25 protein-coding genes are annotated in these 25,083 nt (G+C 48.8%); 11 read left to right on the top strand and 14 right to left on the bottom strand.

The window, feature by feature from the left end:
• Positions 1-56: 56 nt before the first annotated feature.
• The gene (locus BUR42_RS02580) at positions 57-902 is read right to left on the bottom strand and encodes an AraC family transcriptional regulator (protein ID WP_074237615.1); all 846 of its coding nucleotides are present in this window, start codon (positions 900-902) and stop codon (positions 57-59) included.
• 113 nt (positions 903-1,015) lie between these two features.
• On the opposite strand from BUR42_RS02580, the gene BUR42_RS02575 reads away from it, so the two are divergent.
• Genes BUR42_RS02575 through BUR42_RS02560 form a run of 4 tightly spaced genes read left to right on the top strand, consistent with a single transcriptional unit; the run spans position 1,016 to position 6,838 of the window.
• A complete protein-coding gene (locus BUR42_RS02575; RefSeq protein ID WP_074237613.1) occupies positions 1,016-1,855 on the top strand; it encodes a phytanoyl-CoA dioxygenase family protein in 840 nt (279 codons plus the stop codon).
• A gap of 23 nt (positions 1,856-1,878) precedes the next feature.
• The gene (locus BUR42_RS02570) at positions 1,879-4,737 is read left to right on the top strand and encodes a PVC-type heme-binding CxxCH protein (RefSeq protein ID WP_084185309.1); all 2,859 of its coding nucleotides are present in this window, start codon (positions 1,879-1,881) and stop codon (positions 4,735-4,737) included.
• A 50-nt stretch (positions 4,738-4,787) separates the two neighbouring features.
• Positions 4,788-5,957 carry a DUF5009 domain-containing protein gene (locus BUR42_RS02565; RefSeq protein WP_074237612.1) on the top strand — a complete coding sequence of 390 codons (1,170 nt, stop codon included), beginning with the start codon at positions 4,788-4,790 and terminating at the stop codon, positions 5,955-5,957.
• 11 nt (positions 5,958-5,968) lie between these two features.
• Positions 5,969-6,838 carry an aldose 1-epimerase family protein gene (locus BUR42_RS02560; protein WP_074237610.1) on the top strand — a complete coding sequence of 290 codons (870 nt, stop codon included), beginning with the start codon at positions 5,969-5,971 and terminating at the stop codon, positions 6,836-6,838.
• A 191-nt stretch (positions 6,839-7,029) separates the two neighbouring features.
• On the opposite strand, the gene BUR42_RS02555 is transcribed toward BUR42_RS02560, so the two are convergent.
• The 5 genes from BUR42_RS02555 to BUR42_RS02535 are packed head-to-tail and all read right to left on the bottom strand — an operon-like array spanning position 7,030 to position 9,547.
• Entirely contained in the window at positions 7,030-7,737 is a 708-nt protein-coding gene (locus tag BUR42_RS02555; RefSeq protein WP_074237609.1) for a DNA alkylation repair protein, read from the bottom strand.
• 11 nt (positions 7,738-7,748) lie between these two features.
• Complete coding sequence (locus tag BUR42_RS02550; protein WP_074237607.1) at positions 7,749-8,621, bottom strand: pirin family protein; 873 nt, start codon at positions 8,619-8,621, stop codon at positions 7,749-7,751.
• The gene (locus tag BUR42_RS02545; RefSeq protein WP_074237606.1) at positions 8,605-8,844 is read right to left on the bottom strand and encodes a (4Fe-4S)-binding protein; all 240 of its coding nucleotides are present in this window, start codon (positions 8,842-8,844) and stop codon (positions 8,605-8,607) included. Before BUR42_RS02545 ends, BUR42_RS02550 begins: the two co-directional genes overlap by 17 nt.
• A gap of 14 nt (positions 8,845-8,858) precedes the next feature.
• Positions 8,859-9,230, bottom strand: coding sequence for a hypothetical protein (locus tag BUR42_RS02540; RefSeq protein ID WP_074237605.1), 372 nt, complete (start codon positions 9,228-9,230; stop codon positions 8,859-8,861).
• 17 nt (positions 9,231-9,247) lie between these two features.
• Positions 9,248-9,547, bottom strand: coding sequence for a GNAT family N-acetyltransferase (locus tag BUR42_RS02535; protein ID WP_074240396.1), 300 nt, complete (start codon positions 9,545-9,547; stop codon positions 9,248-9,250).
• 152 nt (positions 9,548-9,699) lie between these two features.
• Between BUR42_RS02535 and bioA the strand changes: the two genes are divergently transcribed.
• The gene (gene bioA, locus BUR42_RS02530) at positions 9,700-10,986 is read left to right on the top strand and encodes an adenosylmethionine--8-amino-7-oxononanoate transaminase (RefSeq protein WP_074237603.1); all 1,287 of its coding nucleotides are present in this window, start codon (positions 9,700-9,702) and stop codon (positions 10,984-10,986) included.
• Positions 10,987-11,044: 58 nt separating this feature from the next.
• Here the strand turns inward: bioA and BUR42_RS02525 are convergent, their stop codons facing one another.
• From BUR42_RS02525 to BUR42_RS02510, 4 genes are all read right to left on the bottom strand, one after another.
• The gene (locus BUR42_RS02525) at positions 11,045-11,539 is read right to left on the bottom strand and encodes a DUF2911 domain-containing protein (RefSeq protein WP_074237602.1); all 495 of its coding nucleotides are present in this window, start codon (positions 11,537-11,539) and stop codon (positions 11,045-11,047) included.
• 75 nt (positions 11,540-11,614) lie between these two features.
• Positions 11,615-12,163 carry an SRPBCC family protein gene (locus BUR42_RS02520; protein WP_084185307.1) on the bottom strand — a complete coding sequence of 183 codons (549 nt, stop codon included), beginning with the start codon at positions 12,161-12,163 and terminating at the stop codon, positions 11,615-11,617.
• 14 nt (positions 12,164-12,177) lie between these two features.
• Positions 12,178-12,717, bottom strand: coding sequence for an SRPBCC family protein (locus BUR42_RS02515; RefSeq protein ID WP_074237598.1), 540 nt, complete (start codon positions 12,715-12,717; stop codon positions 12,178-12,180).
• A 62-nt stretch (positions 12,718-12,779) separates the two neighbouring features.
• Positions 12,780-13,877 carry an ABC transporter permease gene (locus tag BUR42_RS02510; RefSeq protein WP_074237596.1) on the bottom strand — a complete coding sequence of 366 codons (1,098 nt, stop codon included), beginning with the start codon at positions 13,875-13,877 and terminating at the stop codon, positions 12,780-12,782.
• A 197-nt stretch (positions 13,878-14,074) separates the two neighbouring features.
• On the opposite strand from BUR42_RS02510, the gene BUR42_RS02505 reads away from it, so the two are divergent.
• Entirely contained in the window at positions 14,075-14,416 is a 342-nt protein-coding gene (locus BUR42_RS02505) for a hypothetical protein (RefSeq protein ID WP_143197310.1), read from the top strand.
• A 4-nt stretch (positions 14,417-14,420) separates the two neighbouring features.
• On the opposite strand, the gene BUR42_RS02500 is transcribed toward BUR42_RS02505, so the two are convergent.
• Together BUR42_RS02500 and sppA are read right to left on the bottom strand one after the other, a co-directional pair.
• Positions 14,421-15,161 (bottom strand): hypothetical protein, encoded by a 741-nt coding sequence (locus BUR42_RS02500; RefSeq protein WP_074237594.1) that lies wholly within the window; start codon positions 15,159-15,161, stop codon positions 14,421-14,423.
• Positions 15,162-15,244: 83 nt separating this feature from the next.
• Positions 15,245-16,987 (bottom strand): signal peptide peptidase SppA, encoded by a 1,743-nt coding sequence (gene sppA, locus BUR42_RS02495; RefSeq protein ID WP_074237592.1) that lies wholly within the window; start codon positions 16,985-16,987, stop codon positions 15,245-15,247.
• Positions 16,988-17,124: 137 nt separating this feature from the next.
• On the opposite strand from sppA, the gene folK reads away from it, so the two are divergent.
• Together folK and BUR42_RS02485 are read left to right on the top strand one after the other, a co-directional pair.
• The gene (gene folK, locus BUR42_RS02490) at positions 17,125-17,619 is read left to right on the top strand and encodes a 2-amino-4-hydroxy-6-hydroxymethyldihydropteridine diphosphokinase (RefSeq protein ID WP_074237591.1); all 495 of its coding nucleotides are present in this window, start codon (positions 17,125-17,127) and stop codon (positions 17,617-17,619) included.
• 2 nt (positions 17,620-17,621) lie between these two features.
• On the top strand, positions 17,622-18,245 hold the full coding sequence (locus BUR42_RS02485; RefSeq protein WP_074237590.1) for a deoxynucleoside kinase: 624 nt from the start codon (positions 17,622-17,624) through the stop codon (positions 18,243-18,245).
• Between the two features lie 56 nt (positions 18,246-18,301).
• Here the strand turns inward: BUR42_RS02485 and BUR42_RS02480 are convergent, their stop codons facing one another.
• Positions 18,302-18,508, bottom strand: a complete 207-nt coding sequence (locus tag BUR42_RS02480) for a hypothetical protein (RefSeq protein WP_143197309.1) — start codon at positions 18,506-18,508, stop codon at positions 18,302-18,304.
• A 198-nt stretch (positions 18,509-18,706) separates the two neighbouring features.
• Between BUR42_RS02480 and BUR42_RS02475 the strand changes: the two genes are divergently transcribed.
• Both BUR42_RS02475 and BUR42_RS02470 read left to right on the top strand, forming a co-directional pair.
• Positions 18,707-19,315 (top strand): hypothetical protein, encoded by a 609-nt coding sequence (locus BUR42_RS02475; RefSeq protein WP_074237587.1) that lies wholly within the window; start codon positions 18,707-18,709, stop codon positions 19,313-19,315.
• A 108-nt stretch (positions 19,316-19,423) separates the two neighbouring features.
• On the top strand, positions 19,424-21,280 hold the full coding sequence (locus tag BUR42_RS02470) for a peptidase associated/transthyretin-like domain-containing protein (RefSeq protein ID WP_074237586.1): 1,857 nt from the start codon (positions 19,424-19,426) through the stop codon (positions 21,278-21,280).
• Here the strand turns inward: BUR42_RS02470 and BUR42_RS02465 are convergent.
• The gene (locus BUR42_RS02465; RefSeq protein ID WP_074237584.1) at positions 21,267-22,493 is read right to left on the bottom strand and encodes a BaiN/RdsA family NAD(P)/FAD-dependent oxidoreductase; all 1,227 of its coding nucleotides are present in this window, start codon (positions 22,491-22,493) and stop codon (positions 21,267-21,269) included. The genes BUR42_RS02470 and BUR42_RS02465 overlap by 14 nt on opposite strands.
• Positions 22,494-22,651: 158 nt before the next feature.
• On the opposite strand from BUR42_RS02465, the gene BUR42_RS02460 reads away from it, so the two are divergent.
• A complete protein-coding gene (locus tag BUR42_RS02460) occupies positions 22,652-25,081 on the top strand; it encodes an MG2 domain-containing protein (RefSeq protein ID WP_074237583.1) in 2,430 nt (809 codons plus the stop codon).
• The last annotated feature ends 2 nt before the right edge of the window (positions 25,082-25,083 follow it).

The raw sequence follows: 25,083 nt of genomic DNA, 5'->3' as shown, positions 1-25,083 counted from the left end.
GGCGTAAAGGCCCTGCTTTTTTTTACATAATAAGATGCATGAGCTAACCTTTTATTTCACACCCTGTGCTTTTGCCTGAATTGAGAAGGTGAAAGTTTTACCACTTTCCTGAATTGCTTATTGAAATTAGTCATGTTATTAAAGCCGCTTTCCTGGCAAACATAACTGATGCTGAAATTCCCTTTTATCAGCTGCCTGCAGGCATGGCTTACTCTTATCTGATTCACAAAATGCGAGAAGTTCTTCTTCGTGCGGTTTTTAAAGTACCTGCTGAAACTGGAAGGGCTCATCATGGCAATACGCGCTATTTCCTGCAACTGGATCTCCTGTTTGAAATTGGCCAGTACATAGTCGAAGATCTTTTGCAACCGGTCGTTTTCCCTGTTGCTCCTCCCGATCACTTCAGGACTTGAAAGCATGGAATATTCCGTGGATTCAGAGAGTTCTTTCAAAATAGCCAGCAGGCACATCAGCCGGTCGATACCCGTACAGGAAAGTAAGGTCTCCATCTTCGCTGCAACATTGGCTGCCGTTTTCGCACCGAAATGTAAACCCATCTTCGACTTCTCAAACAGTAACAGGATCTTTTGCATCTCGGGGATCTGCAAAAAGTCTTTTCCCAAAAACTCTTCCCTGAAGTGGATCACCAATGAGCCGCCCTGCTTTTCTCCCTCATCTTTCCGGTACCAGTGCGGCAGGCTCGGTCCCAGAAGGTCCAGCTCACCTTCACAGTAGTCGGACACATGATCGCCCACAAAACGCCGGCCTTTTCCATGAATGATCAGTACCAGTTCATATTCCGGGTGATAATGCCATGGGGTTTCAAAGTAAGGCGTGATGTAACGGTCCGCTACAAAAGACGATTGTTCAGGAAGTGGCAGTTTTTGGATGTGGGACTTCATGATAAAGTTAAAATACTTAAATTCATGGAACAGGCGGTTAAAAATGTCAAAATAGTTGTTTTTTTAGGTCGAATAGTTGTAAACCTGCCCTGCTTAAATCCCCAAATTTGGATATGGACACATTATTCACTCCTGAACAGATAGCACAATACCACCGGGATGGGTATATCATCGTTAAAAACCTTGTTTCCCAACCCGAAACAGCCCTGCTGTATAAAACAGCCCTGGAAGATGATGCCATGCGTAAGAACGCGCTGGACCTCAACGACCAGTCCGGCAAGAAAACAAAACTTTCCCTTTGGTTCACACCCGGCAATGATGTGTTCGGGTATTTGACCCGCAGTGAAAAACTGGTGGGCAGGGCAGCACAGCTGATGGACAGCGATGCCCCCGTTTGCCATTTCCATTCCAAGCTCATGCAAAAGGAACCCAGGGTAGGCGGCGCCTGGGAATGGCACCAGGATTATGGCTATTGGTACAAAAACCAGTTTATGTTCCCGGATCAGCTGCTATCTATTATGGTGGCGCTAACGGCAGCCAATAAAGAAAATGGCTGCCTGCAGGTGATCAAAGGATCACATAAGCTCGGCCGCGTGAATCATGGCTTTGCCGGCGAACAGGTGGGCGCGGATATGGTGATGGTGAACAACGCCCTGAAAACAATGGAACTGGTGTATGTGGAACTGGAACCAGGTGATGCGCTTTTCTTTCACAGCAATATCCTGCACCGCTCCGAAGCCAACCTTTCCGATCATCCGCGCTGGTCTGTAATTTCCTGCTACTGCTCACAATCCAACCTCGCCTATAATGAAACATCCACATCGTGGAAAGAAGCTGTGCAAATAGTGCCGGACGACGCTATCCTGCAATGGAAAGCCGCTTCTTTGTCTGAGGCTGACTTCCTGAAAAAAGAGAACGATCCGGCGTTAAAAGACACCGGGTGGGAGCAATAATTCTAAAAAGATCAAACCACGCTATGAAGATCATGTATTGCATACTGCCTGCAATTTTACTCAGTACCTATGCCTGCAGGCAACCTACAAAAGAAATTGTAAAAAGCCTCGATCTATACCTTCCCGAAGACCTGGAAGTAACCTTATGGGCGGAATCCCCCCTGTTCTATAATCCTACCAATATGGACGTGGATATTAAAGGCAGGATCTGGATCACGGAAGCAGTAGACTATCGCAACTTCAGGAATGATTCTACAAGACATCTGCATCATGCACAGGGAGACCGTGTGATGATCCTGGAAGACAGGGATGGAGATGGCCGTGCGGATACCTCTAAAGTTTTTGTGCAGGACAGGGACCTGATCGCGCCGGTAGGTATTGCTGTGATCGGAAATAAAGTAGTAGTGTCCTGCTCCCCTAATCTCATTGTATACACTGATGAAAACGGAGACGACCGGGCGGATAAAAAAGAGATCTTTCTGAAAGGTTTCGGCGGCCTGGACCATGACCATGCGCTGCACGCGCTCTTTGCAGGCCCGGATGGCAACTGGTATTTCAACACAGGTAATGCAGGCCCGCATGTGGTAACGGATAAAAGCGGATGGACCTTGCGGTCCGGCAGCATCTATACCGGCGGCTCACCTTATAACACCAAGAACAACGGCAATATGAAAAGCGACGACAGCTGCGTTTACGTGGGCGGGCTCGCTTTGCGCATACAGCCGGATGGAAAAGGTTTAAAAGTATTGGGGCATAACTTCCGGAATTCTTACGAAGTGATCCCTGATTCCTACGGCAACCTCTGGCAGAACGATAACGACGACGAGGTGATAGCCTGCAGGACCACCTGGCTGATGGAAGGTGGTAACGCCGGTTATTTCAGTTCAGACGGAACCCGCACCTGGCAGGGAGATCACCGCCTCGGGCAGGAAGCCTTTACAGCACACTGGCACCAGGACGATCCGGGTGTGATGCCGGCAGGTGACCGCTCCGGTTCCGGTGCACCAACAGGTATTGTTGTGAATGAAAGTGAGGCGCTGGGCAAAGATTACTTAGGCATGCTGCTGAGCGCCGATGCCGGAAGGAATGTGATCTTCGGTTATCATCCTTCGCTGCAACAATCCGGTTACAACCTGGGAAAGAGACAAGACCTTATCAGCTCTGTGTTGAATGCAGACAGCAATTACGTTTGGCATGACTCTGCACACAACAACAAAAGAGAAAGCTGGTTCCGGCCGAGTGACGTGACCATTGGTACAGATGGTGCGATCTATATTGCGGATTGGTTCGATCCCGTAGTAGGCGCTCATCTTATGAACGACAGTGTGGGATATGGCAGGATCTACCGGATAACACCCAAAAATAAAAAACTCTCCGCACCTGCCATTGATATCAATACCACCGAAGGCCAGATAGCCGCTTTGAAAAGTCCTGCCATCAATGTCCGCAACCAGGGCTTTGAAAAACTGAAAGCACAGGGCGCAGCAGCTGTTCCGCATGTACAGGCATTGCTGAAGGACAAAAATCCCTATATCAGGGCAAGAGCGGTTTGGCTGCTGGCGCAGCTGAACATAAAATTAGTGGAGGGCTTGCTGAAAGACCCTGATGTTCAACTGAGCGCTACCGCTTACCGTGCGCTTCGCCAGAGCGGCACAGACCTGTTGCCCTATGCAAAAGCAATGGCCAACGATACCTCCGCATTCATCAGAAGAGAAGTGATCATTTCCCTGCGTGATTCCTCCTACGAAAAAACGAAACCGCTATTGCTTGAACTGATCAAACACTACGATGGTGAAGACCGCTGGTACCTGGAAGCCCTGGGCGCCAGTTTGAAAGGCCATGAATCAGATATCTACCCGGAGATCGTAAAAATATACGGAGAAGGAAAAACACCTTCTGCATGGAATCGCAAAATGGTTTCGCTTGCCTGGCGCTTACATCCTCCGGAAGCTATTCCTGCTTTGGCACAGCGGGCAGGTGACACCCTCTTGTCCATAAAGGAAAGGCAGGCAGCCATGACCGCGCTGGGTTTTATGAATACGAAACCTGCGGCGGAAGCCATGCTGGCACTGTCAAAAGGAAGTATGCAGGAGATCGCAGAGACCGCAACTTACTGGCTCGCTTTCCGGCAAAGCAACGATTGGGTAGACCTGCTTGATTGGAAGGAGCTTGATCTGAACCCTTACTATGAACGTAAGCTGGCAAAGATGAAATTGAAAAAACAAACGATCATGGATAAACGCCAGCCCTTCGACGAAAGAAAGTTCCGCGCACAGCAAATGGCCATGGATACAGTGGGAGGCCAGTTGCTGATAGGGATGGCGGAAGCAAAGACCATTCCTGAAGACCTGTTGCCTGTTATAGAAGAAAAAATATTCCTCAATACTGACCCCACCATCCGGATGCAGGCGGGTAAATACTTTAAACAGCCCGGCTCTGACAGATCTTACTCCATACCGGATATGCTGCAGCTGAAGCCGGACGCGGCCAACGGCAAAACCGTATTTACAACCCGCTGCGGCAGTTGCCATAAACTGGGAGATAAGGGCAATAGCATCGGGCCTGATCTTACCGGCATCGGGAAGAAGTTCGACAAGACCGAACTCCTGGATGCTATCGTGAACCCAAGCGCCGGTATTGTATTCGGCTACGAATCCTGGCTGGTAAATACCAGCGATGGCGAAACGCTTTTCGGCTTCCTGCTCTCCGAAAACAAACGGTCGATCGTTATCAAAGACGTTAGCGGTCAAAAACATGTAGTAGACAAAAAGAAGATAAGCGCACAGAAAAAGCAGGAAAAAAGCCTGATGCCCGATCCCTTCAGTAACAATCTTACTGAAAAGGATATCAGCGATGTAGTGGGATTTTTAAAGAGCATATAGCTAAAATATTATAATATTTTAGCTATCTTGACCGGTAAATCCCTAACTACATGACCGCAACACAACGCATTGCTGCTATCGACATAACCCGCGCACTTACTATGTTCCTGATGATATTCGTGAATGACCTCTGGTCCCTGCATGATATCCCCAAATGGCTGGAACATACTGCTGCAAAGGAAGATGGGATGGGCCTTGCGGACACTGTGTTCCCTGCATTCCTTTTTATTGTGGGCATGAGCATCCCTTACGCTATCAGCAACCGCATCAAAAAAGGCGATACTTTATGGCAATTGATCCGCCACGTGATAGAGCGCTCCGTAGCGCTGCTGGTAATGGGCCTTTTCTTTGTGAACGGAGAAAACCTGCATGCGGAAGCTACCGGTATGCCACGCGGCGTATGGAACATCATCTGCTGCATCTGTTTCATTTTCATCTGGAACCAATACCCCGCAAAGTTTCCTAAAACCGCGCAGAACGTGATCAAAGGCGTGGGTATTGTTACCCTGCTCATGATGGCCTGGATCTGCAGAGGCGGCGAAGGAGATGAGGTACAACGTTTCGCCACCTACTGGTGGGGTATCCTGGGATTGATCGGCTGGGCCTACCTGGTAAGTGCCATGATCTACGTGTTGGGGAAAGGCAGTTTTGTTGTGAACGCAGTGGCCTGGTTGCTGTGTTTAGGATATAGCATGGCCGTACACGGAAATGTGGCACCGGGGATCTTCGGATATATTGCAGACGGGGCTATGCCGGCACTGGTACTGGGCGGCGTACTGGTTTCCCAGATCTTCCGCCATTACAGCACTGCCGGCAAATGGCAATCCGTGATAGGTGTACTCAGTGCATTAGCTGTTGTATTACTCACCGCAGGATTTTTAACACGCCCTGTATGGGGTATCTCCAAGATCATGGCAACGCCCAGCTGGGTATTGATCTGCAGCGCTATCACCATTGGTGTGTTCATCTTCACCTACTGGCTGGCAGACCTGCAGCAGAAAGCATCCTGGTTCAAAGGCATCAAAGCAGCCGGTACCGATACCTTACTCTGTTATCTCATTCCTTATTTCGTATATGCCCTCTTTTCCCTTGCACATTTCAGCTTCCCGGATATGGTCTCCGGCGGTGCCATCGGCATCGTAAGATCGCTGGTATTCTCTTTCCTGATGATCCAGATAGCCGGATGGATCAGTAAAGGTGGAATCCGGTTGAAACTGTAACTTTGTGTTCTATGTTGGAAATAGCAAATGAATACCTGCAGGTAAAGATCAGCCCGGCGGGCGCAGAACTGCAAAGCATTATCCGGAAAGACAATCAGCTGGAGTATCTCTGGAGCGGTGATCCCGCATTCTGGGGAAAGAAGAGCCCTGTGCTCTTCCCTATCGTCGGTGGATTAAAAGAAAATACTTATCAGTATAAAGAACAGCATTACCAGCTGGGAAGGCATGGTTTTGCACGGGACATGGCATTCAACGTTACAGAACATACTGCAACAAGCATCACCTTCAATATACAGGATAATGATCTCACCCTGCTGAAATATCCTTTTCCTTTCAGCCTCAACATCCGTTACAGCATAAAGGATGCTACCCTCATGGTTGGATATGAAGTACAGAATATGGGAGAAGAAACCATGTATTTTTCCATTGGCGCGCATCCTGCATTTAAAGTGCCCCTGGTGAACGGTACTGCTTTCGAAGATTACAGCCTGCATTTCAGCGATCCGGAAACAGCGCCGCTATGGCTGTTGTCCTCCGCCGGCATTGTCAGCGATCAGCCCAGCCCTTACCTCGATAATACAACAGAACTGCCGCTGCGTAAATCCCTGTTCTATAATGATGCGCTGGTGTTCAAACACCTGGCTTCCACTGCTATCTCCATCAGGAGTGATAAAACACCGCATGGTTTAACCGTGCATTTCCCCGGTTTCCCTTATATGGGTATCTGGAATGCAAGGGATGCAGACTTTGTTTGCATTGAACCCTGGTATGGCATTGCTGATCACGAAAATGCAACGGGCAAACTGGAGGAGAAAGAAGGGATCATGGCCCTTTCGCCGGAGCAGATCTTTTCTTCACAGTGGTCTGCCGTGTTCTTTTAGGAAATTAACATTATCAAACTCGTTTGCGCCTATGCGTTACACCATCCATTAACACCGTTGGATGACAGGAATCTTACATTTGCATCAGCCGTTAGATGTATAATCTGCCAACCCATAAAAGTTGTAGTATGATTTTGGATTTCTGGTTGATTAAAAAAAGCGCTCATCTTCAGGGATGAGCGCTTACTATTTTAACACTTGAGGGTCCTCTTCTTTTTAGCCCCGCCTGGCCGGTTTCGGGAAGCATTGATATAATCTTCCGCCGCAGGCACTTTACAGGCTGTATCGCCCATATTAACGCTTACAACACCTACTTTCCTTGCCACAGCAATGGCCTCTTTATTCAAAACATCCACATAGGTGCCCACGCCGATCACAAAGCCGTTCATCGCATAACGTACCCTGTTAGGGGCTGTATGGATCCCTGTTTCTACGCGTTTCAGTAATTCTTTCAGCTTAGGAATATCCAGCTCCTCATCCGGTTTCATGGATGCAATGCCGCTCAGCGTATTCCAGCCGCTGCAGGCAATTTGTTCATCTTTTGAATCTATCCACTTCAATCCCAGCTTCCAGGCCTGCGGATGTTCTGCTGTTACCCAGGGAACGGTGTATTCGCTGATAGCCGGGGATTTTGCATGCTCTACCCAATGCTGTAACTGTTTCTCCGTCATGGCACTGCCGTCTGCCACCAGGCCGGCCAGGTACATGGCTTCATACACCCCACTTTCGTACAATGCAAGGGCCAGCGCCTGATCTTTTTTGATCTTCTTCTGTATCACCTTCAGGTCTGCCACTTTAGCACCGTAAATAGGCTCCCGGCAACCATGTTTCATCATGGTGTTCTTAGTGGAAGCACTACCGTAAGCTTTGATAGCATCCAAAACTTCCTGCAATGTCATTTGGTATAGATTTATTCCTCTATCAAGATACCCATTTTTCCCATCTGAAAATCACGCATCGCTTCCAAAACCTCGGTTTCCGTATTCATCACATAAGGGCCGTGCGCCACTACTTTTTCGTTCAGCGGTTCCCCGCTGGCAATGAACACCCGTGTATCTTCTTCTGCGATCAGTTTAAAACCTTCTCCATCCTCATTGAACACCACGGCATGAAAGGCAGTGTATACACTGGCGCCTTCTACTTTCAACTCCCCGTCCAGCAGGTAGATGAATGCATGATGGGTAGCCGGGATGGGGAAATAAAATGCGCCGCCTTTTTTTATGTTTGCGGTAAAAGTGTTCACCGGCGTTACAGTGGGGATAGGGCCTTTAGTGCCCAGCAATTCTCCTGTTACCACGTGCACAACAGCCAGCCCGTCCTCACTTTTCAATTGCGGCGTATCTGCCGCATGCAGCGGGTAATAAGCAGGCTGGTCCCTTTTACGGCTGGCTGGCGAGTTCACCCAAAGCTGCAGTAATTCCTGTACGCCGCCGGTTTCATGAATATCGTCCGGCGGCCTTTCACTATGGATCACACCCATACCTGCATGCATCCACTGTGTGCCACCTTCGCGCACCACGCTGTTATTACCGCGGCTGTCCCGGTGATGCACACCGCCCTTAAAAATAAAGGTAACGGGGGAGAATCCCCGGTGCGGATGCGGCGCTACGCCTGCATGCCTTGGCGGCATGTAGGCGGGCACTTCAATATTGATGTGATGTAATAACAGGAAAGGATCTATCCTGTCTGCATGTACAGAAGGAAAAGGTTGACGCACAGGTATATCGCCGGCTTCTTTCAGATCGGCGTACAGCACCGTTTTTACACTACGGAGTTTTGTCATCTGGTTTATCTGCATTCATATAATAACTCAAAGCGCCGGAGGGACACTTATCTACCTGGGCGATCAATGCAGCGGTATCCGCGGCAAACATCTTGATCCATGGCCTGTCCTTCGGCTGAAATACTGCCGGCAGGCCACGTGCGCAGATGCCGGTATGCTGGCAGAGCCTGGGCTGCCACACGATGGTGACCTCCCCGTTCGTGTATTCCAGTTTTGCTTCCATATCAGTAATTTTTTTCAGGATTTAAGCAGGCTGCGCTTGAAGGCCTTGAACTCTTCACGCAGATCGGTGAACAGCCGGTCGAAGGTATCCATATCGTCCTGCAATTTGTTGTGCAGCATTTGCAATTGTGCTGCTTCGCCATTACTTTCAGACATCATTTTGTCTGCCTTGATGATCAGCTGTAACTCATCGTTCACTACTTCTTTCTGGCGGATCAATGCATTTTGAAAATGCTCGATCTTTACCTGTTGGTCCTGGTCCAGTGATTGATTACTGAGCTCCGTGAGTTCAGCTGTTAATGATTTGATCTCCTTTTCGCTCAGCAAAAGGTCTTTCTTCCATTCCTGGTGTAATTGATGCAGCGCATCAAAATTTTCTATGGCCATATTTTAGAGGATTGTGTCTATACATTAATACCGTGTGCCAGCAACCGCTTCCATTCCGGGTGTTTACGCAGGTAAGTGGCCACATAGGGGCAAAGGGGCACCATCTTTAATTTCCGCTCTTCGATAATTTCCAGCACCCGCTCTACAAGTGCTGAGGCAATACCCTTGCCTTCCAGGGCTGGGGGAACTTCCGTATGTGTGAGGAAGATCTTATTTCCACCCATCATATACTCTACTTTTGCCAGCAACCCGTCAATTTTCACTTCAAATTGCCTGGCATTCACATTATCTTTTACTTCCAACAGCTTCGTATCCATGTTATATTTGGGTTTTAACTTAAAGAATACACGCGCCCGATAGTTCAAATATCTTGCCGGGTATTGATTACTGCAAAGTTACGGATTTGCAGCCAACCCATAATTATTAACAAAATAACGCATGTTATGGTTGGCTTGCCTAAATTTGCCCCATGCAAAAAAGTCTGAGTGAACGTGATAAAGCCGTGATCTGGCATCCATATACACAAATGCAAACAGCGCCGGCCCCTATCGGCATAGTACGGGGCGAAGGGGCGCTCCTTTTTGACGAAAACGGGAACAGTTACCTGGATGCCACCTCCAGCTGGTGGGTGAACATTCATGGTCATGCACATCCCTATATCACGGAAAAGATAGCCGAGCAGGCCGCAAAGCTGCATCATGTCATCTTTGCCGGTTATACCCATGAACCGGCGGTAGAACTGGCAGAAAAGCTGCTGCCTGTACTGCCCGGCTCCCAGCAGAAACTCTTTTATTCGGATAATGGCTCCACCGCGGTGGAAGTAGCCCTGAAAATGACCATCCAGTACTGGCAGAACAAAGGCCAGGTAAAGACCAGGATCCTGGCTTTCAGAAATGCTTACCATGGCGATACCTTCGGCGCCATGAGCGTGAGTGCCCGCAGCGTGTTCACACGGGCCTTTGATGAGTACCTGTTTGATGTCACCTTCCTGGATGTACCCGCACCGGATAATTTAGAAGCGCTCAAAGCAGCTATCGATACCCATGCTTCGGATACTGCTGCTTTCATTTTTGAACCGCTGGTACAGGGATCGGGGGGGATGGTGATGTACGATACGGCGTGTTTCGATGCCCTGCTGCAACATTGCCGTGCACACGGCATCCTGCTGATCGCGGATGAGGTAATGACCGGTTTCGGGCGCACAGGCACCAACTTTGCCATGGAACAGGTACAAACCCCGCCGGATATGATCACCCTTTCCAAAGGGCTTACAGGTGGCACCATTGCCATGGGTGTAACCACCTGCACCAATGAGATCTATCATGCATTTTTGTCCACGGACAAGCTAAAAACCCTCTTCCACGGCCATTCTTACACCGCTAATCCCTTAACCTGCGCAATAGCCCTGGCTAGCCTGGAATTATTCCTGCAGCCGGCATGCCGGCAGGAGCGGGAACGCATCAATGCCCGCCACCGCGCCTTTGCCGTAGAGCTGGCCTACCATCCTGATGTGAAAAACGTTCGTTCGCTGGGAACCATCCTTGCTTTTGAGATCGTTACGGGAGAAGCAGATAGTTATACCAACGACCTTGCGGGTTTCCTGTTTAAATTCTTCCGGGAAAAACGGGTGATGCTGCGGCCCCTGGGTAATACCCTGTATATCCTGCCGCCTTACTGCATCACGGATGAACAGTTAACGGAGGTGTACGACAGTATCTATGAAATGCTGGCAAAATACCAGGAACAATGGAGCTGACATAAAAAAAGCAAGACCAGTACGGTCTTGCTTTTTTCTTTTACTAATATCTTACAACTTAAAGCTTCAGGGGAACGGAGATCTTAGTATCGTCCCACTCCATCTGCAGATGGCCTTTAGGGAAAGAGAAGGTCAGTTTCTCTACCGTGGCCGCAGTTTTCTGACGGGGAACTTTTACTTCCGCAACATTGCTGCCTTTGTTCTTTTCATATTCAAAGGCACCGGATTGGCCGGGGATGCTGTTCAGGATCACAGTGAATTCTTTTTCACCGGGAGTGATGAACAAAGCATAAGTACCAGCTTTCACTTTAGTGCCGCCAAAGGTTGCATCTTTTTTGAAGGTGATGTCCGTGGATTTGTTAGCACCCGCGCGCCATACTTTTCCGTAAGCTTCCAGACCAGGGAAGATCTGGCGGCCCTTTTTTGAAGGTTGGCCATAAGCGATCTCAACGTTTTCGCCGGAGGCAGTAACACGTGGACTTAGTGGAGGATTCTGGGCCATTACGGCGCTGCCGGTAACCAGTAACGCCAGGGCAAATAACATACTTTTCATAAAACAGGATTTTTATAATATTGAGATGGTAAATTACGGCGTTGCGCTCACAATTACCATACCACTCATCCAAAATCAATGCTTTTCGCAAAGATCGCGGAGTTTATTCAGCCCTTCTTCCATAGAGGAACCGAACATCCGGTCCATCAGGAACCCGCGCAGTTTCCACCAGGGCGTGATCCCCACATTTGTTTCCAGGCGCCACAGGATAGCAGTGCCTTTACCATCTACCGTAGGTTTGAGTTCCAGGAACCCTTTCACCGGCTTCATGGCGGGATGGGTCATATTGTAGGTAATGCCCTTCAGTGAATCCGCTGCAATGATCTCAACCCTGCCGGATGCCGTACTGCCGGCGGTATTACTCCAGGTGAACCAGGCGCCGAGGCCAACGGGAGGTTTTGAATATTGCTGCAGCACATCCACCCCTTTTCTGTATGCAGGGTGCCAGGGATTCCAGGCAGCCCAGGTCTGCAGGTTGCTGATCTCTTCATACACAGTGGTAAGGGGAGCATTGATGGAACCGGAACGTTCCATTCTGGCAGTAGCGGGAAATAATAAGGATAAGATAAAGATCAGTGAACCAAAAACGAGCACTGCAATCAGGAACATTTTAACAAATCGCATATCCGGAGTAAATATTAAGCCGTGGCTTCAGTTAATCGTTTGAGGTTCTGCAGTCCTTTTTCAAAATCACCGCCTACCCATTTATCCATCATCTTTCCCATCAGTTTACGAACAGGGTTCTGTCCCATATCCGCTTCCATGCCCCAGGTAACCCTTGTGCCTTCAGCTACCGTATCAAAACGGAACATGGCTTTGGCCGTTCCCTGCTGCATAAAATTCATTTCGGTGGCAATATACTCATTCAAACGCGATTCCGTGATAATAAGGCTCCCCTTCCCTACTTTACGATGCTGGCTTTCCCAGGAATAACCTGCGCCTGCGCCGGTATCTTTTACATGATAGGCCAGTTTCATCTGCGGATCATATCCATGCCAGGGCGACCATAAAGGCCAGTTGCGCAATGCATTCACCTGATCAAAGATCCTGTCTGCCGGTGCTTTGATGAACTGAGAGCGTTCCACCTTTACAAGAGAAGGTAAATAGAAGGAAAAGATGAATAAACCTAACACAAGCACTATCAAGGCCCCAATAATAATATATAAGGCTTGTTGCATAAGGTGTGTTTTTGATGAAGAGGGACGTATAAGTTACAGTAATTCCGGCAGATTTCCCGGAATTATTCCCATTTGAAAACTTTGATGGCCACCGCATATACCACCACACCCCAGATGCACAATACCCCTAATTGCGGCCCTACATTCCAGAGATGCAGCCCTTCAAAAGCTATTTTGCGCAAAGCATCGTTGAGATAAGTGAGCGGCATGATCTTACAAATAGGTTGCAGCCAGGCAGGGAATACATCCACAGAAAAGAAAGTGCCTGCCAGCAGGAACTGCGGTAAGGTAACAATATTGGCTAAAGGCGGGATGGTGCTTTCCGTTTTGGCAATACCGCTTACAATGAAGCCAAAACCCATGAATACGATCAGGCCAAATAAACAAAGCAGTAACATTTCCAGGAAAGTGGCAAAACCATTGATCAGCGTGAAACCGAAACAGAAGTAACCAATACCGATGATGATCACAGAACCGAAAGACTGGAACAGCAACCGCGCCAATGCTTCACCGAGGATGATATATAAACGGTTGATAGGCGTAGCAAAAAAACGTTTGAGCACCAGGGTCTGGCGTAAACTAAAGAAGAGGAATGCCGTACCGAACACCGCAGCGCTCAGCAGGGAAAAACCTAATTGCCCTGGAAGGATGAAATCAATGGTCTTGTACGCACGGCCAGGCACCTCTTCCGGTATGATCTCAGCTACGGTGGGCCTGGGATAAGCTTTATCATCCAGGTTGTGGATGCTGTTGGTTAAGATATTGAATAACAGGCCGGTTTTTTCACCGCCGGCAGTAGAGGTTTTCACATGCACTTTATATTCAGGCAGCACAGCCGGTTTTGATGCATCTATACGAAGGATAGCTGCCAGCCGTCCTTTGCGCAGATCATCTTCCATTTGCTCCTTTGGTGTGCTGGTGACCAGCCGGATACTCTTATCCTCCTTCAGTTGGGCATAGATGCCATTAGCGGTATCAGAAGCATGATCGATACCCACCTTCACGGAAACACCTCTTCCCCCGATGAAACCGAACACCAATATAAACACCAGCGGAAAAGCCAGGCTGAACACCACAGCCGAGGGGCTGCGGAATATTGCTTTGATACTCGCCTTTGTGATAGCCCACATTGCCTTCCACTGATTATATTTCACCGCCATGCGTTTTCTTTTAAAGGCTGTAAAGCTAATGTTTTGGATAAGAAATACAAATGACGCCAGCCGGATGATGGGTTAAAACCCAATAACTCCTGTTTAACAAAGTTGCGGCCTGTCACTTAATCACATTTTATTAAGTTGTGTACACCTTGCCGAAGTGCAGGTAACCATAGTATCTATCAACCAGAAACCGACCTTTTATGGCATCACAACAATCTCAGGCTAGCCCGGCTGAGCAACAGGAATTAATTTCCAGGATGTGCAAATGTTATGACGGTATTTTGAACAATCTGCAGGATTTTGATGCCTTCAGCGCATCGCAGATCATCTGTAACGTTATCAACGAGCATATCAAACGATTAACAACGGTGATCCGCCACCACAACGATCTCGCAGAATCCGCAGAGAAAAGCATGGAAGCACTCGCAGACGGTTTGCGCAGGCTCCGGATGCAGGCGCAGCAGGTGGTAGACAATAATCATAATACGGTGATCCGCCTCAGCAGCGAAGAAAGAGACCCGGTGTATTCAGAGGAAGGCTGATCTTTTACGGCGCAGGCGTTAAACGGATAAAGCGTTCGTGTTCATTGGACTGAGCATCCAGGTAATGCTGTAAGGCCACCAGGTTTGTAGCATCTTTCCACTTGATCGTAGCTGGCCCCCAGTTCACCAGTTCCCGCTCCTGTAACAAAACAGGGTTCAGATCAGGTGTCAACTGAAAGAGCTGGAATCCGTTCAGTGTAAATGCCGCCATCAGGTCTGTATTACTGCAGATAAAAAATCTTTTGTCCGGCGATAGCTCAGGGAATCCGATAGTACGCGTCATCTCCCCGTTCCGGGCGTTGACCAGTTCATAGGAATGCCACTCATAACCTGCGTTAAACACTACCCAATGCTCAATAGCAGGAAGGTAAGCCTGGTAGGTATATTGTGTGTATTCTTCGGTATGGTTGTTATTATTGACCATCACCTTCTGCAGGCCATTTGCCAGCGTAAGGATCAAAGAATCACCTGCACGGCGTACACGCATACTGTCACGCAGGATGTTCACCGCCTCGCTGGTATCGGCCAGGAACTCAGGGACCTGCTGGAATTCTGCAGCAGTTGATGTGGTGATATTATACAACTGGTGCCCGATCGTTACCGTATCGATAATAACGGCAGCAGCATCCGTATCAGTAACCGTACTGTCTTTTGTTCCTTCTTCAGTTTTTGAAGACTGCTGGCAGGAAACCAGGTAAAGCGCACAAAATGCAATGGCAATTCGCATCATAGGTAATATGTACATTAGACTGCAAGGTAACAAACCGCAGGAAAAAGCAAAAGGGAAAAGCATCATGCTTTTCCCTTTCATCTATAAGCTGCGTTCCATTATTGTATCGTTAGATTATAAGGCAGTTTCGCCTGGATCTCTCCCGTTAATTTCTTCAGTTCTTTAATGGTCTGGTACAACTGGTAATGTTCTCCCAGCTCTTCCTTTACCATGCTGGCACGTACGCCGCCGAGGCTCTTCAGCAACTGCTGATAGGGATCTTTCTGTTTGGGGAATGAAACGATCTTCACATCTGCTACATTCGCCATACGCGCAGCACAGTTCACCGCATCGTCAATTCCACCCAGGCGGTCCACCAGGCCCATCCGCTGTGCCTGGATACCGGTCCATACACGGCCCTGTGCAATACTGTCTACCACCGTTGCTTCCAGCTTACGGCCTTCTGTTACCCGGTGTTTGAAAGTAGCGTAAATGGTATCCACAGAACGCTGTACCATAAACTTCTCTTTTTCTGTGAGCGGGCGGCTGGTAGTACCAAGGTCCGCATACTCACCCGTTTTCACTCCGTCAAAGGTGATCCCGAGCTTGTTATTGAAGAAAGCCTGCATATTCGGTAATATCGCAAAAACGCCGATGGAACCGGTAAGCGTGGTGGGCTCTGCGAAAATAGAATCCGCCATGCAGGAAATATAATAACCGCCGGAGGCAGCATAATCACCCATGGAAACGATCACCGGTTTGGCTTTGCGGGCCAGCGTCAGTTCCCGCCAGATCCCTTCTGATGCCAGTGCGCTGCCACCGGGAGAGTTTACACGGAACACGATGGCTTTCACATCATTATCCTGGCGGGCTTCGCGGATAGTTTTGATATAATCTTCGCTGGCAATCGCCTTGTCTGCAGAACCGCTCACAATATCCCCTTCCGCATAGATCAGGGCAATGTTCCCATTGCCTTCGTAACCGGCTTTTGCTTCGTCGTACCTGTTCAGTGCAATGAAATTCACTTTATCATCTCCCTTCAGGTTCAGCTTTTGTTTGATCTCATCCATCACCTGGTCGTCGTATTTGAGCCCGTCCACCAGTTTATATTTCAACGCATCCTCCGGGTACTGAATGGTACCGGCATTGGCATATTGATGTAAGGTAGCAGTATCAATCCCGCGGGAAGCGCCTACTTTCATCAGGAAATCGCCATACAGCTCACCGAGGAAAACGGTCGTCTGGATGCGGTTGGCCTCCGTCATTTTAGTTTCGCGTAAAGGTTCCGTAGCACTTTTGAACTTCCCGTTATAGAAGATCTGTGGCTGGATCTCCAGCTTCTCCAGCGTACCCTTCAGGTACATCATGGTAATGGCATAACCGCTGAAGTCGATCCCGCCTTTTGGGTGCAGGTATACTTTATTTGCTGCAGACGCCAGGAAATAGGCGTTCTGGGAGATCATTTCTCCATAAGCATATACGAATTTCTTACTCTTGCTGAAATCAACGATAGCACGGCGGATCTCTTCGCTGGAAGCATGCCCGTTGCCGCTGCCATCCGCCTTCAGGTAAATACCTTTCACATTATCGTCTGTGGCAGCCTGCCTGATCAGGCGAACAGCGTCGTACAGGCCGGGATTTGAACCAGCCCCTTCTCCTGCCAAAGCACGTAAGGGAGTTTGTATACGTTGTTCTGCGTAATGATCGTTCAGGTCAATGACCAGGACCGCATTGGAGCCTACTACTACTTTTTTATCGGAAGTCATTCTCACGGCGATCATCAGCACGAAAAAGAAAGCTATAACGCTAAAAAAAATGAGGGCCAGGAAGGAAGCAAAGAAAAACTTTAAGAAACTGCGCATGTTAGTTGATTAGTTTAGATCCTGGTTCGTTGGTGTAAGGTTCAAATTAATCCCCTTTCCTTTCTCCCCAAAATGCGAAATCTTCATTAATTTTTCCAAAAATAAGGAATATGGCTACTTTTGGGCCGTCTAAATACATGAATACAGCAATATTACTTATAGGTGGCAATATGGGAGACCGCCCAAAATTCCTTCAGCAGGCAGCATCATTGATCGCAGCAAGGGCGGGGCGTGTACTCCGGGAATCCACCATGTATGAAACTGCTCCCTGGGGCGATGTGCAGCAGCCGGACTACCTGAACCAGGCCCTGGTAGTGGAAACAACCATGGAGGCCCCCGTTCTCCTGGAAGTGCTGCTGGAGATAGAAAAGGAAATTGGCCGGGTGCGCCGCCAGAAATGGGGCTCCCGCGTGATAGATATTGATCTGATCTTCTTTAACAACGAAGTGATCACCCTTCCCCAGCTCAAAGTGCCACATCCGCAGATGCAGAACCGGCGGTTTGTACTGGCTCCCCTGCAGGAGATCGTCCCGCAATGGGTACACCCTATCCTGCAACTCACGGTGGACCAGTTGCTGGAAGCTTGTCCTGACCCTTTACCCGCCCATAAGTTCATTGCTGCGGCCCATTAACTATGCAATACCGCTTCATCACCATAGAAGGTAATATCGGCGCCGGAAAAACAACCCTCGCTCTTAAGCTGGCAGAACACCTGCAGGCGAAACTGATCCTGGAAGAGTTTGCAGACAATCCTTTCCTGCCCAAATTCTACGCGGAACCGGAGCAATATGCCTTTCCGCTGGAGCTTTTCTTTATGGCAGAACGGTACAAACAGCTGAAGGAAATGCTCGGCACCAGGGACCTCTTTTCCACCCACACCGTGAGTGATTACCTTTTCATCAAAAGCCTGCTGTTTGCTAAAATGAACTTAAAGGAAGATGAATTCTCCCTTTACCAGAAGTTGTTCGACATCATCAATCCACAGCTGGCGCAGCCGGACCTCCTGATCTACCTCCATGCCCCTGTCAGCAAACTACAGCAGAACATCAAAAAGCGGAACCGCTCTTACGAACAGCAGATCCCGGATAGTTACCTGGCCAATGTACAGGATATGTACAGCCAGTTCATCCGCCAGCACCCGGTACGCACCCTGCTGATAGATACTACCAAAATGGATTTCCTGCACAGGCCGGAAGATTTCCAGACCCTGCTTGCCGCACTGGAAACAGATTACCCCCTGGGGATCACTTACCTGTAAAAAAAAGAAAGGTGACAGGATCGCTCCTGCCACCTTTTTTTTGTTTCCTTCTGTGTTTACGCGGCTACTATAACCGGATCTACAAAAGAAGTCAGCAACGAGTTAGCCAGTGCGCCCGCTAATGGCACTGTTGCTACAAAACCTTTAGATAAGAAATAAATACCTTTTCCAAGGGTCAGCAGGTCACTGATGTAACCGCCGCCGTTGATCTCTTGCAGCTCGACAGGATTCAGGGCCTCGCAGCCAAATTGTTTGTTTTCCATAGATTTCATTGTTTGGTGAAGTAAATGGGGTGTATCGTATGTTACCAAATGTAACCCCTTCAGTCTTATTCATTCTGTTCATTTTCAATCCTTCTGTTCATTCTGTTCAATTGCCTCTCTAAAAAAATTTACAGCTGTTCTAGGGGGAAGGCTTTTTTCTCCGTCATAGAAGCAGAAACAATTCAAAAACAGAATATCATGAAAACATTTATTATCGCTTGCGTAATACTGCTGGGAGCACAGTTTGCCAATGCACAACAGATCGAAACACTCTCTTTCAAACACAAAAGTGGCGGAGGCAATACTAAAGTAAGCGCTTATGGTACAGCCCTGGGCAAACTCTCTTATATAGATGGTAAACTGGCCGTATTTACCGGTGGTTATGGTGGTGTATTGCTGAACAAAAAATTCCTTCTCGGAGCAGGTGCCTATTCACTGGCAAATAATATCTATGTACCTGACTATACTGACAACCGTAAATACAATCTCTGGTATACCGGTGGTGTATTTGAATATGTACATAACTCAGACAAGCTGTTCCATTGGTCTGCCGGCGCACTGGTAGGCGGAGGGGGTGTTTCCACCAGGACCGGCCACAACGAACACAGGGACGATGTACATGCCCGCAGCGCCGTATTTGTTGCAGAACCTTTTGTGAATGTGGAAATGAATGTAACTTCTTACCTGCGTATTGTTGCAGGCGGCACTTACCGCGGTGTATTTGGCACAGGTTCCAATGTGGGGATCTCGGATGCAAAATTGAGTGCCCCCGGCTTCCACCTGGGCGTTAAAGCCGGTTTGTTTTAACCGTTTATACAATACCATTTGCACCTTTTGCACGATTTAAGCTAATTTTGGCGGCCGGGAACTGAAAAATTCAGCCCGGCATTCGCCATGCATAAACCCTCCTTTGTTTTGAAACGTGCCAGCTTTATACTCCTTATAACTTTTAGCTTATTCTATGCCCCCGGTTTGTATGCCCAGCAACCGCTCAGCAAAACAGTGTCTTTCCGCGTAACAAATAAACCCGTAGATACCGTGCTGGCCATTATCAGCAGGCAGGGCGCCTGTTCTTTTTCCTTTGCGGGCAGCCCCTTCCGGGGAGACAGCCTGGTTACTTTCCACATTGCCAACAAACCCGTTAAACAGGTGCTGGACCTCCTGTTCAGCGGCCGCATTCAATACGTGGAAAGCGGGGATAACATCATCCTTCAGCGTGCAGAACAGGTGCGGGAGAGGAACTATGTGATTAGCGGATATGTGCGGGACAAGGAGAACGGGCAGGTAGTGCCCAATGCCAGTATTTACGATCACACCAACCTGTATTCCACCTTCACCAATAATGAAGGTTTTTTCCATCTCCGGCTGAAGGACAAAGGCAGGCAACCCTCTGTGCAGCTTACCGTCAGCAAAGAATTTTATACGGATACGGCGCTGTATGTACTACCGGGTTTTGACCGGGAGGTATCCCTGGCTATTTCCCCCGCCAGAACGGTTGTACTGAAGGAATTCATTGTTTCTGACCAGGTGGAGAAAACCTGGCTGGGCAGGCGCCTGCTGTCTGAAGGTTTAAGGAGGCAAACACAGAATATCTCTAAGTTCTTTGCAGATAAACCGGTGCAGACCTCCCTGGTGCCTGCTATTGGCTCCCACGGCAAAATGGCCGGGCAGGTGGTAAATAAGTTTTCCCTCAACTTCGTTGGTGGTTACTCCGCAGGCCTGAATGGCGTGGAAGTTGCCGGCGGTTTCAATATCGATAAAAAGGATGTACAATACGTACAGGTAGCCGGCATCTTTAATATGGTGGGCGGTAAAATGACCGGAGCCCAGGCCACCGGCGGCTATAACCATGTGATGCAATCCGTGGAAGGCGCGCAGGCAGCCGGTATTGCCAATGTAGCCAAAGGAAAGATGAAAGGCGCACAGGCCACGGGTGGCCTGAACCTGGTAGGCGACAGTGCCAAAGGAGCACAGGCGGCCGGCCTTAGCAACCTGGTGAAAGGAAACCTCGAAGGCGTACAGGCGGCAGGCGGCCTGAACCAGGTACGCGGTAATGTAACCGGTGCCCAGGCAGCCGGTATCAGTAATTTCAACCAGGGGAATACAACAGGCGCCAGTATTACTGGTGCGCTGAACCATACCGGCGGCAATATGGTGGGTTTACAGCTGGCAGGGATCGTGAATTCAACCTCGAAAGACGTGATGGGCATACAATTATCCGGCGCAGGTAATATCAGCGGCGGAACCATGGCCGGCATGCAATTCAGCTCCCTCTTTAATTACAGCCACCGCCTGAAGGGCATTCAGTTTGCCCTGGTAAACATAGCCGATACCTCTTCCGGCCTTAGCTTTGGTTTGTTGAACATCATCCGTAAAGGCGGATATTATAAACTCTCTGTTTCAGCGAATGACCTGATGCCGCTGAACCTCTCTTTCAAAAGCGGGCGTAAACAATTCTATACCCTGTTCACCGGCGGTATGGATAACGATCTGTACAATGTGGGCTTTGGTATCGGCAGGTCCTTCAGCATCGGAAAGAAATGGGCTATAACCACAGACCTCCTGCAGCTGAATGTTTTTGATAAAGACTGGAAGAGCCTTGGGCAGGTATACAGATTTCAGCCACTGCTGAATTTCAGCTTTACAAGGTGGTTATCTGTACATGCAGGGCCTGCTCTTTCTGTTTCAGAATATTCCAGCGGGGTTAACAAGTTCTCAGAACGCCGCCTCAGTCAATTGTTAGGCTGGCAGGCTGGCATCAGCTTTTTTTAAGGGTACCCAGGTTAGCGGCCACAAAACCGCTCGTCCATGCATGCTGAAAATTAAACCCACCGGTGATCCCATCCACATCCATCACCTCACCTGCAAAGAAGAGGCCCGGTACCACCCTGCTCTGCATCGTATCAGGCTCTATTTCACTTAAGCGGATCCCTCCGCAGGTCACAAACTCCTCTTTGAAAGTAGTTTTTCCTTTCACCGGAAATTCCATACCTGTTAAATGACGGATCAGTTTATTCTGTTCTTTCCCGGGTAATTCAGACCAGCGGACTTCTTCGTGTATGCCACACTGTTGCAAGAGAAAATGCCACAACCTTTGCGGCAACCCGAAGGGATTTTTTGCATAGATCATCTGCCCGCCCATATCCAGCCGCCATTGCGGCCAGGCATCGCGCAGGGAGCTTTCATGATAGTCCGGCAGCCAGTTCACCAGTAAAGTAAATGTATATTCCTGCGCCTGCAGCAAACGCGCCCCCCATGCGGAAAGCCGCAGTATCACCGGTCCGCTCATACCCCAGTGTGTGATCAGCAATGGCCCGGACTCCTGCAATTTGGTGCCCGCTATCTTCACCTGCGCCACCGGTACAGATACACCCATCAATGCGGTAACAGGGTTTTGCGGCATATTGAAAGTGAATAAAGAAGGCGCCGGCGCTTCTATCGTATGCCCGAGGGCTTGCAGCCAGCTGAATTTCTCTGCCTGCGCATATCCGCCGGCAGCGATGCAAACATATTGTGCGGTTAGCTCCTGCCCGTCCTGCAAATGTATCGTCCACCCATCTGCGCGTTTAGCCATGCGCACCACATCCGCATGCATTTTCACCTGCACCTGGTAACGGTCTGCTTCTCGCAGCAAACAGTCAATAATGGACTGGGAATTATCTGTTACGGGAAACATCCTGCCATCTTCTTCTGTTTTCAGGCTCACGCCCCTTTCTTCAAACCAGCGGATAGTATCGGGTACAAAAAAATGCATAAAAGACTTTTTCAGGAACTGCGTTCCACGGGGATAACGTTTCACCATATCGGAAATGCTGCTGAGTGCATGGGTTACATTACAGCGGCCGCCACCGGAAACTTTTACCTTAGACAGCAGTTTGCCCGTTTTTTCCAGCAACACCACTTCCAGCCCCGGATGCAGCCTTGCCGCGTTTACCGCGCAAAAAAAGCCGGCAGCTCCACCGCCTATCACCACCAGCCTGTTCATACTTTTACCATTTTTTATTCGTTACAGAAGGTGCCATACCGGCATTCCGCGGCGAATTTCGGATTTATGGCTCAAATATGAAATGTTAAAATCTCACAGGCACTATCTACTAATTATTCGTAATTCATTATCTTGTTGGTTTAAATACATTCTGATCCATGCAACGCAAATCCCTGCACAAACTTCGTTACCTATTGATGTCCTGTGTATTAGCTACAGGAATCTGGGGCGCGTTCGGCTTTACACCACCAGACGACTGGGCCACAAGGATTCAAAGGGCTTTAGCCAACTTCACAGGCAATTATCCGCAAGAGAAAGTTTACCTGCAGTTAGATAAAGACTACTATGCTTCCGGCGAAACCGTATGGTTCTCCGGATTCGTTACCCTTAACGATCTTCCTGCCACCGGCGCCCGCAACCTTTATGCGGAACTGCGTGACCAGAAAGGCGCTATTGTGCAGAAAGAACTGGTGCTTGTATATGATGGCGCAGCCTCGGGAGAATTCACTTTACCGGAGAACATGAAACCAGGCCTCTACCAGGTAAGGGCCTACACCGCATGGATGCTGAACTTTGATTCTACTTTCCTTTTCTATAAGAACATCCAGGTATTTGATCCTAAAACGGGTAAATCAGGCGAGGAAACTGCCAGTAAAGATTATGCCGTACAATTCTTCCCGGAAGGCGGAGACCTCGTGAATGAGGTAAGCAGCGTGGTGGCATTCAAAGCCATTGATCAGAACGGTTATCCTATTAAAGTAGCCGGTGCCGTAAGGGATGCTAATGATAAACAGGTGGCCGTGATCACTACCGTGCACGACGGGATGGGCACTTTTGAACTGAAACCGGAAGCCGGCAAAACCTATAAAGCCGTGGTACAGTCTGCCAGCGGGCAACAGAAAACATTCCCGCTGCCGGTAGCCAAAACATCCGGTATTGCACTCAAAGTATATAACCGTGGTTCCCGCATCTTCTACCTCACCGGTTTCAATGGAATAGACAGCACCGCGAACAACCTTTTACTGGTAGCTACCATGCAGAACCAACTGATCTATAAAGCAGAGCTGAATATAGACGAAGGAAAAGTGAGCGGGCTTATCCCCACCAACAACCTGCCTCCCGGCATTTTACAACTCACCATATTCGATAACCAGGGCCGCCCGCTTTCGGAACGCCTCGTGTATGTAAATCAGAAACAGGACCTGCTGGAATTCTTCCTTGATCCGCAGGAATTAAATAAAGGTCCCCGCCAGCGTACAGAACTGGTGCTGCAGATCCCTGATTCCATGCGTGGTCACCTGAGCGTAGCTGTTACGGATGCAGACCAGGTGGCAAGGGATGAAAATGCCAATAACATCGTTACACATACCTTCCTGACTTCTGATATCCATGGATATGTACACAATCCCTACTGGTATTTTCAGAACGACAGCACCATGCAAACACTGGACCTTGTGATGCTCACCAACGGATGGAGACGTTATAACTGGCAGCAGATCCTGCAGGACAAGTTCCCGAAGATCACTTATCCTTATGAACAGGGTATCAATATCACCGGTACTGCTTACACCTCCGGCAGAGCGCCTGTAACAGATGGCAGCGTGAACTTCCTTATCAAAATTCCGGTGGACAGTTCTTCCGCATTTGCTTCCGCGCCTGTGAACAGCAAAGGCCAGTTCGCCCTCAGTAATTTAATGTACAGGGATACTGCCCAGATCTATTTCCAGGGCAATATGACGAATAAAAAATGGAAGGATGTAGATGTGCAGTTTGACCGCCACTTCTTCGACAACTTTGCGCCGGTAAAAACACCAATCCCTTTGTTACCCCCACCACCAATGGATAACAAGGTATTGAAGAACTACCTGGCTACCGTACTGGAAGGTAATAGTGTGATCAGGAGCATGACCAACCGCACCATCTTCCTGAAGGAAGTGAACATCAACGCAAAGAAACCCACACCGGAAGAAACAACAGAGAAACGTTATGCCAGCGGTATGTTCGCCGGCGGCGATGGTTATACCTTCGATCTCACGAACGAAAATCCTACTTCCTTTAACGTATTCCAATACCTGCAGGCAAGGGTACCGGGCTTACAGATCGGCGGAGACATGAATAATCCTTCTCTCTCCTGGCGGGGCGGTGCTCCCGGCGTGTTCCTGGACCAGATGCCGGTAGACATTAATACAGTAGCCAATATCCCCATGTCAGACGTAGCACTCATTAAAGTGTTCCGCCCTCCGTTCATGGGTGGCTTCGGCGGCGGCAATGGTGCTATTGCCATCTGGACGCGCAGAGGAGGAGACAGCAGACCGGACCCTAATGCGAAAGGACTGGAGCTGGTGAAGAAAGGCGGCTACAAGATCATTAAAGAATTCTATAGCCCTGATTACTCCGTGAAAAAAGCAGTACATCAGCTGGCAGATAAACGCCTCACATTGTATTGGAATGCCGGCCTGCCATATGATACAACTAATCATACTGCCAGGATCATCTTCTACAACAATGATTTCACCAAGAATTTCCATGTGGTGGTAGAAGCGATGGACCAGTACGGAAGAGTGGGCAGAGTAGTGAAAGACTTTTAAGT

The organism is Chitinophaga niabensis, assembly GCF_900129465.1.
Classification (GTDB): Bacteria; Bacteroidota; Bacteroidia; order Chitinophagales; family Chitinophagaceae; genus Chitinophaga; species Chitinophaga niabensis.
This window is presented reverse-complemented; position numbering and strand designations above follow the sequence as displayed.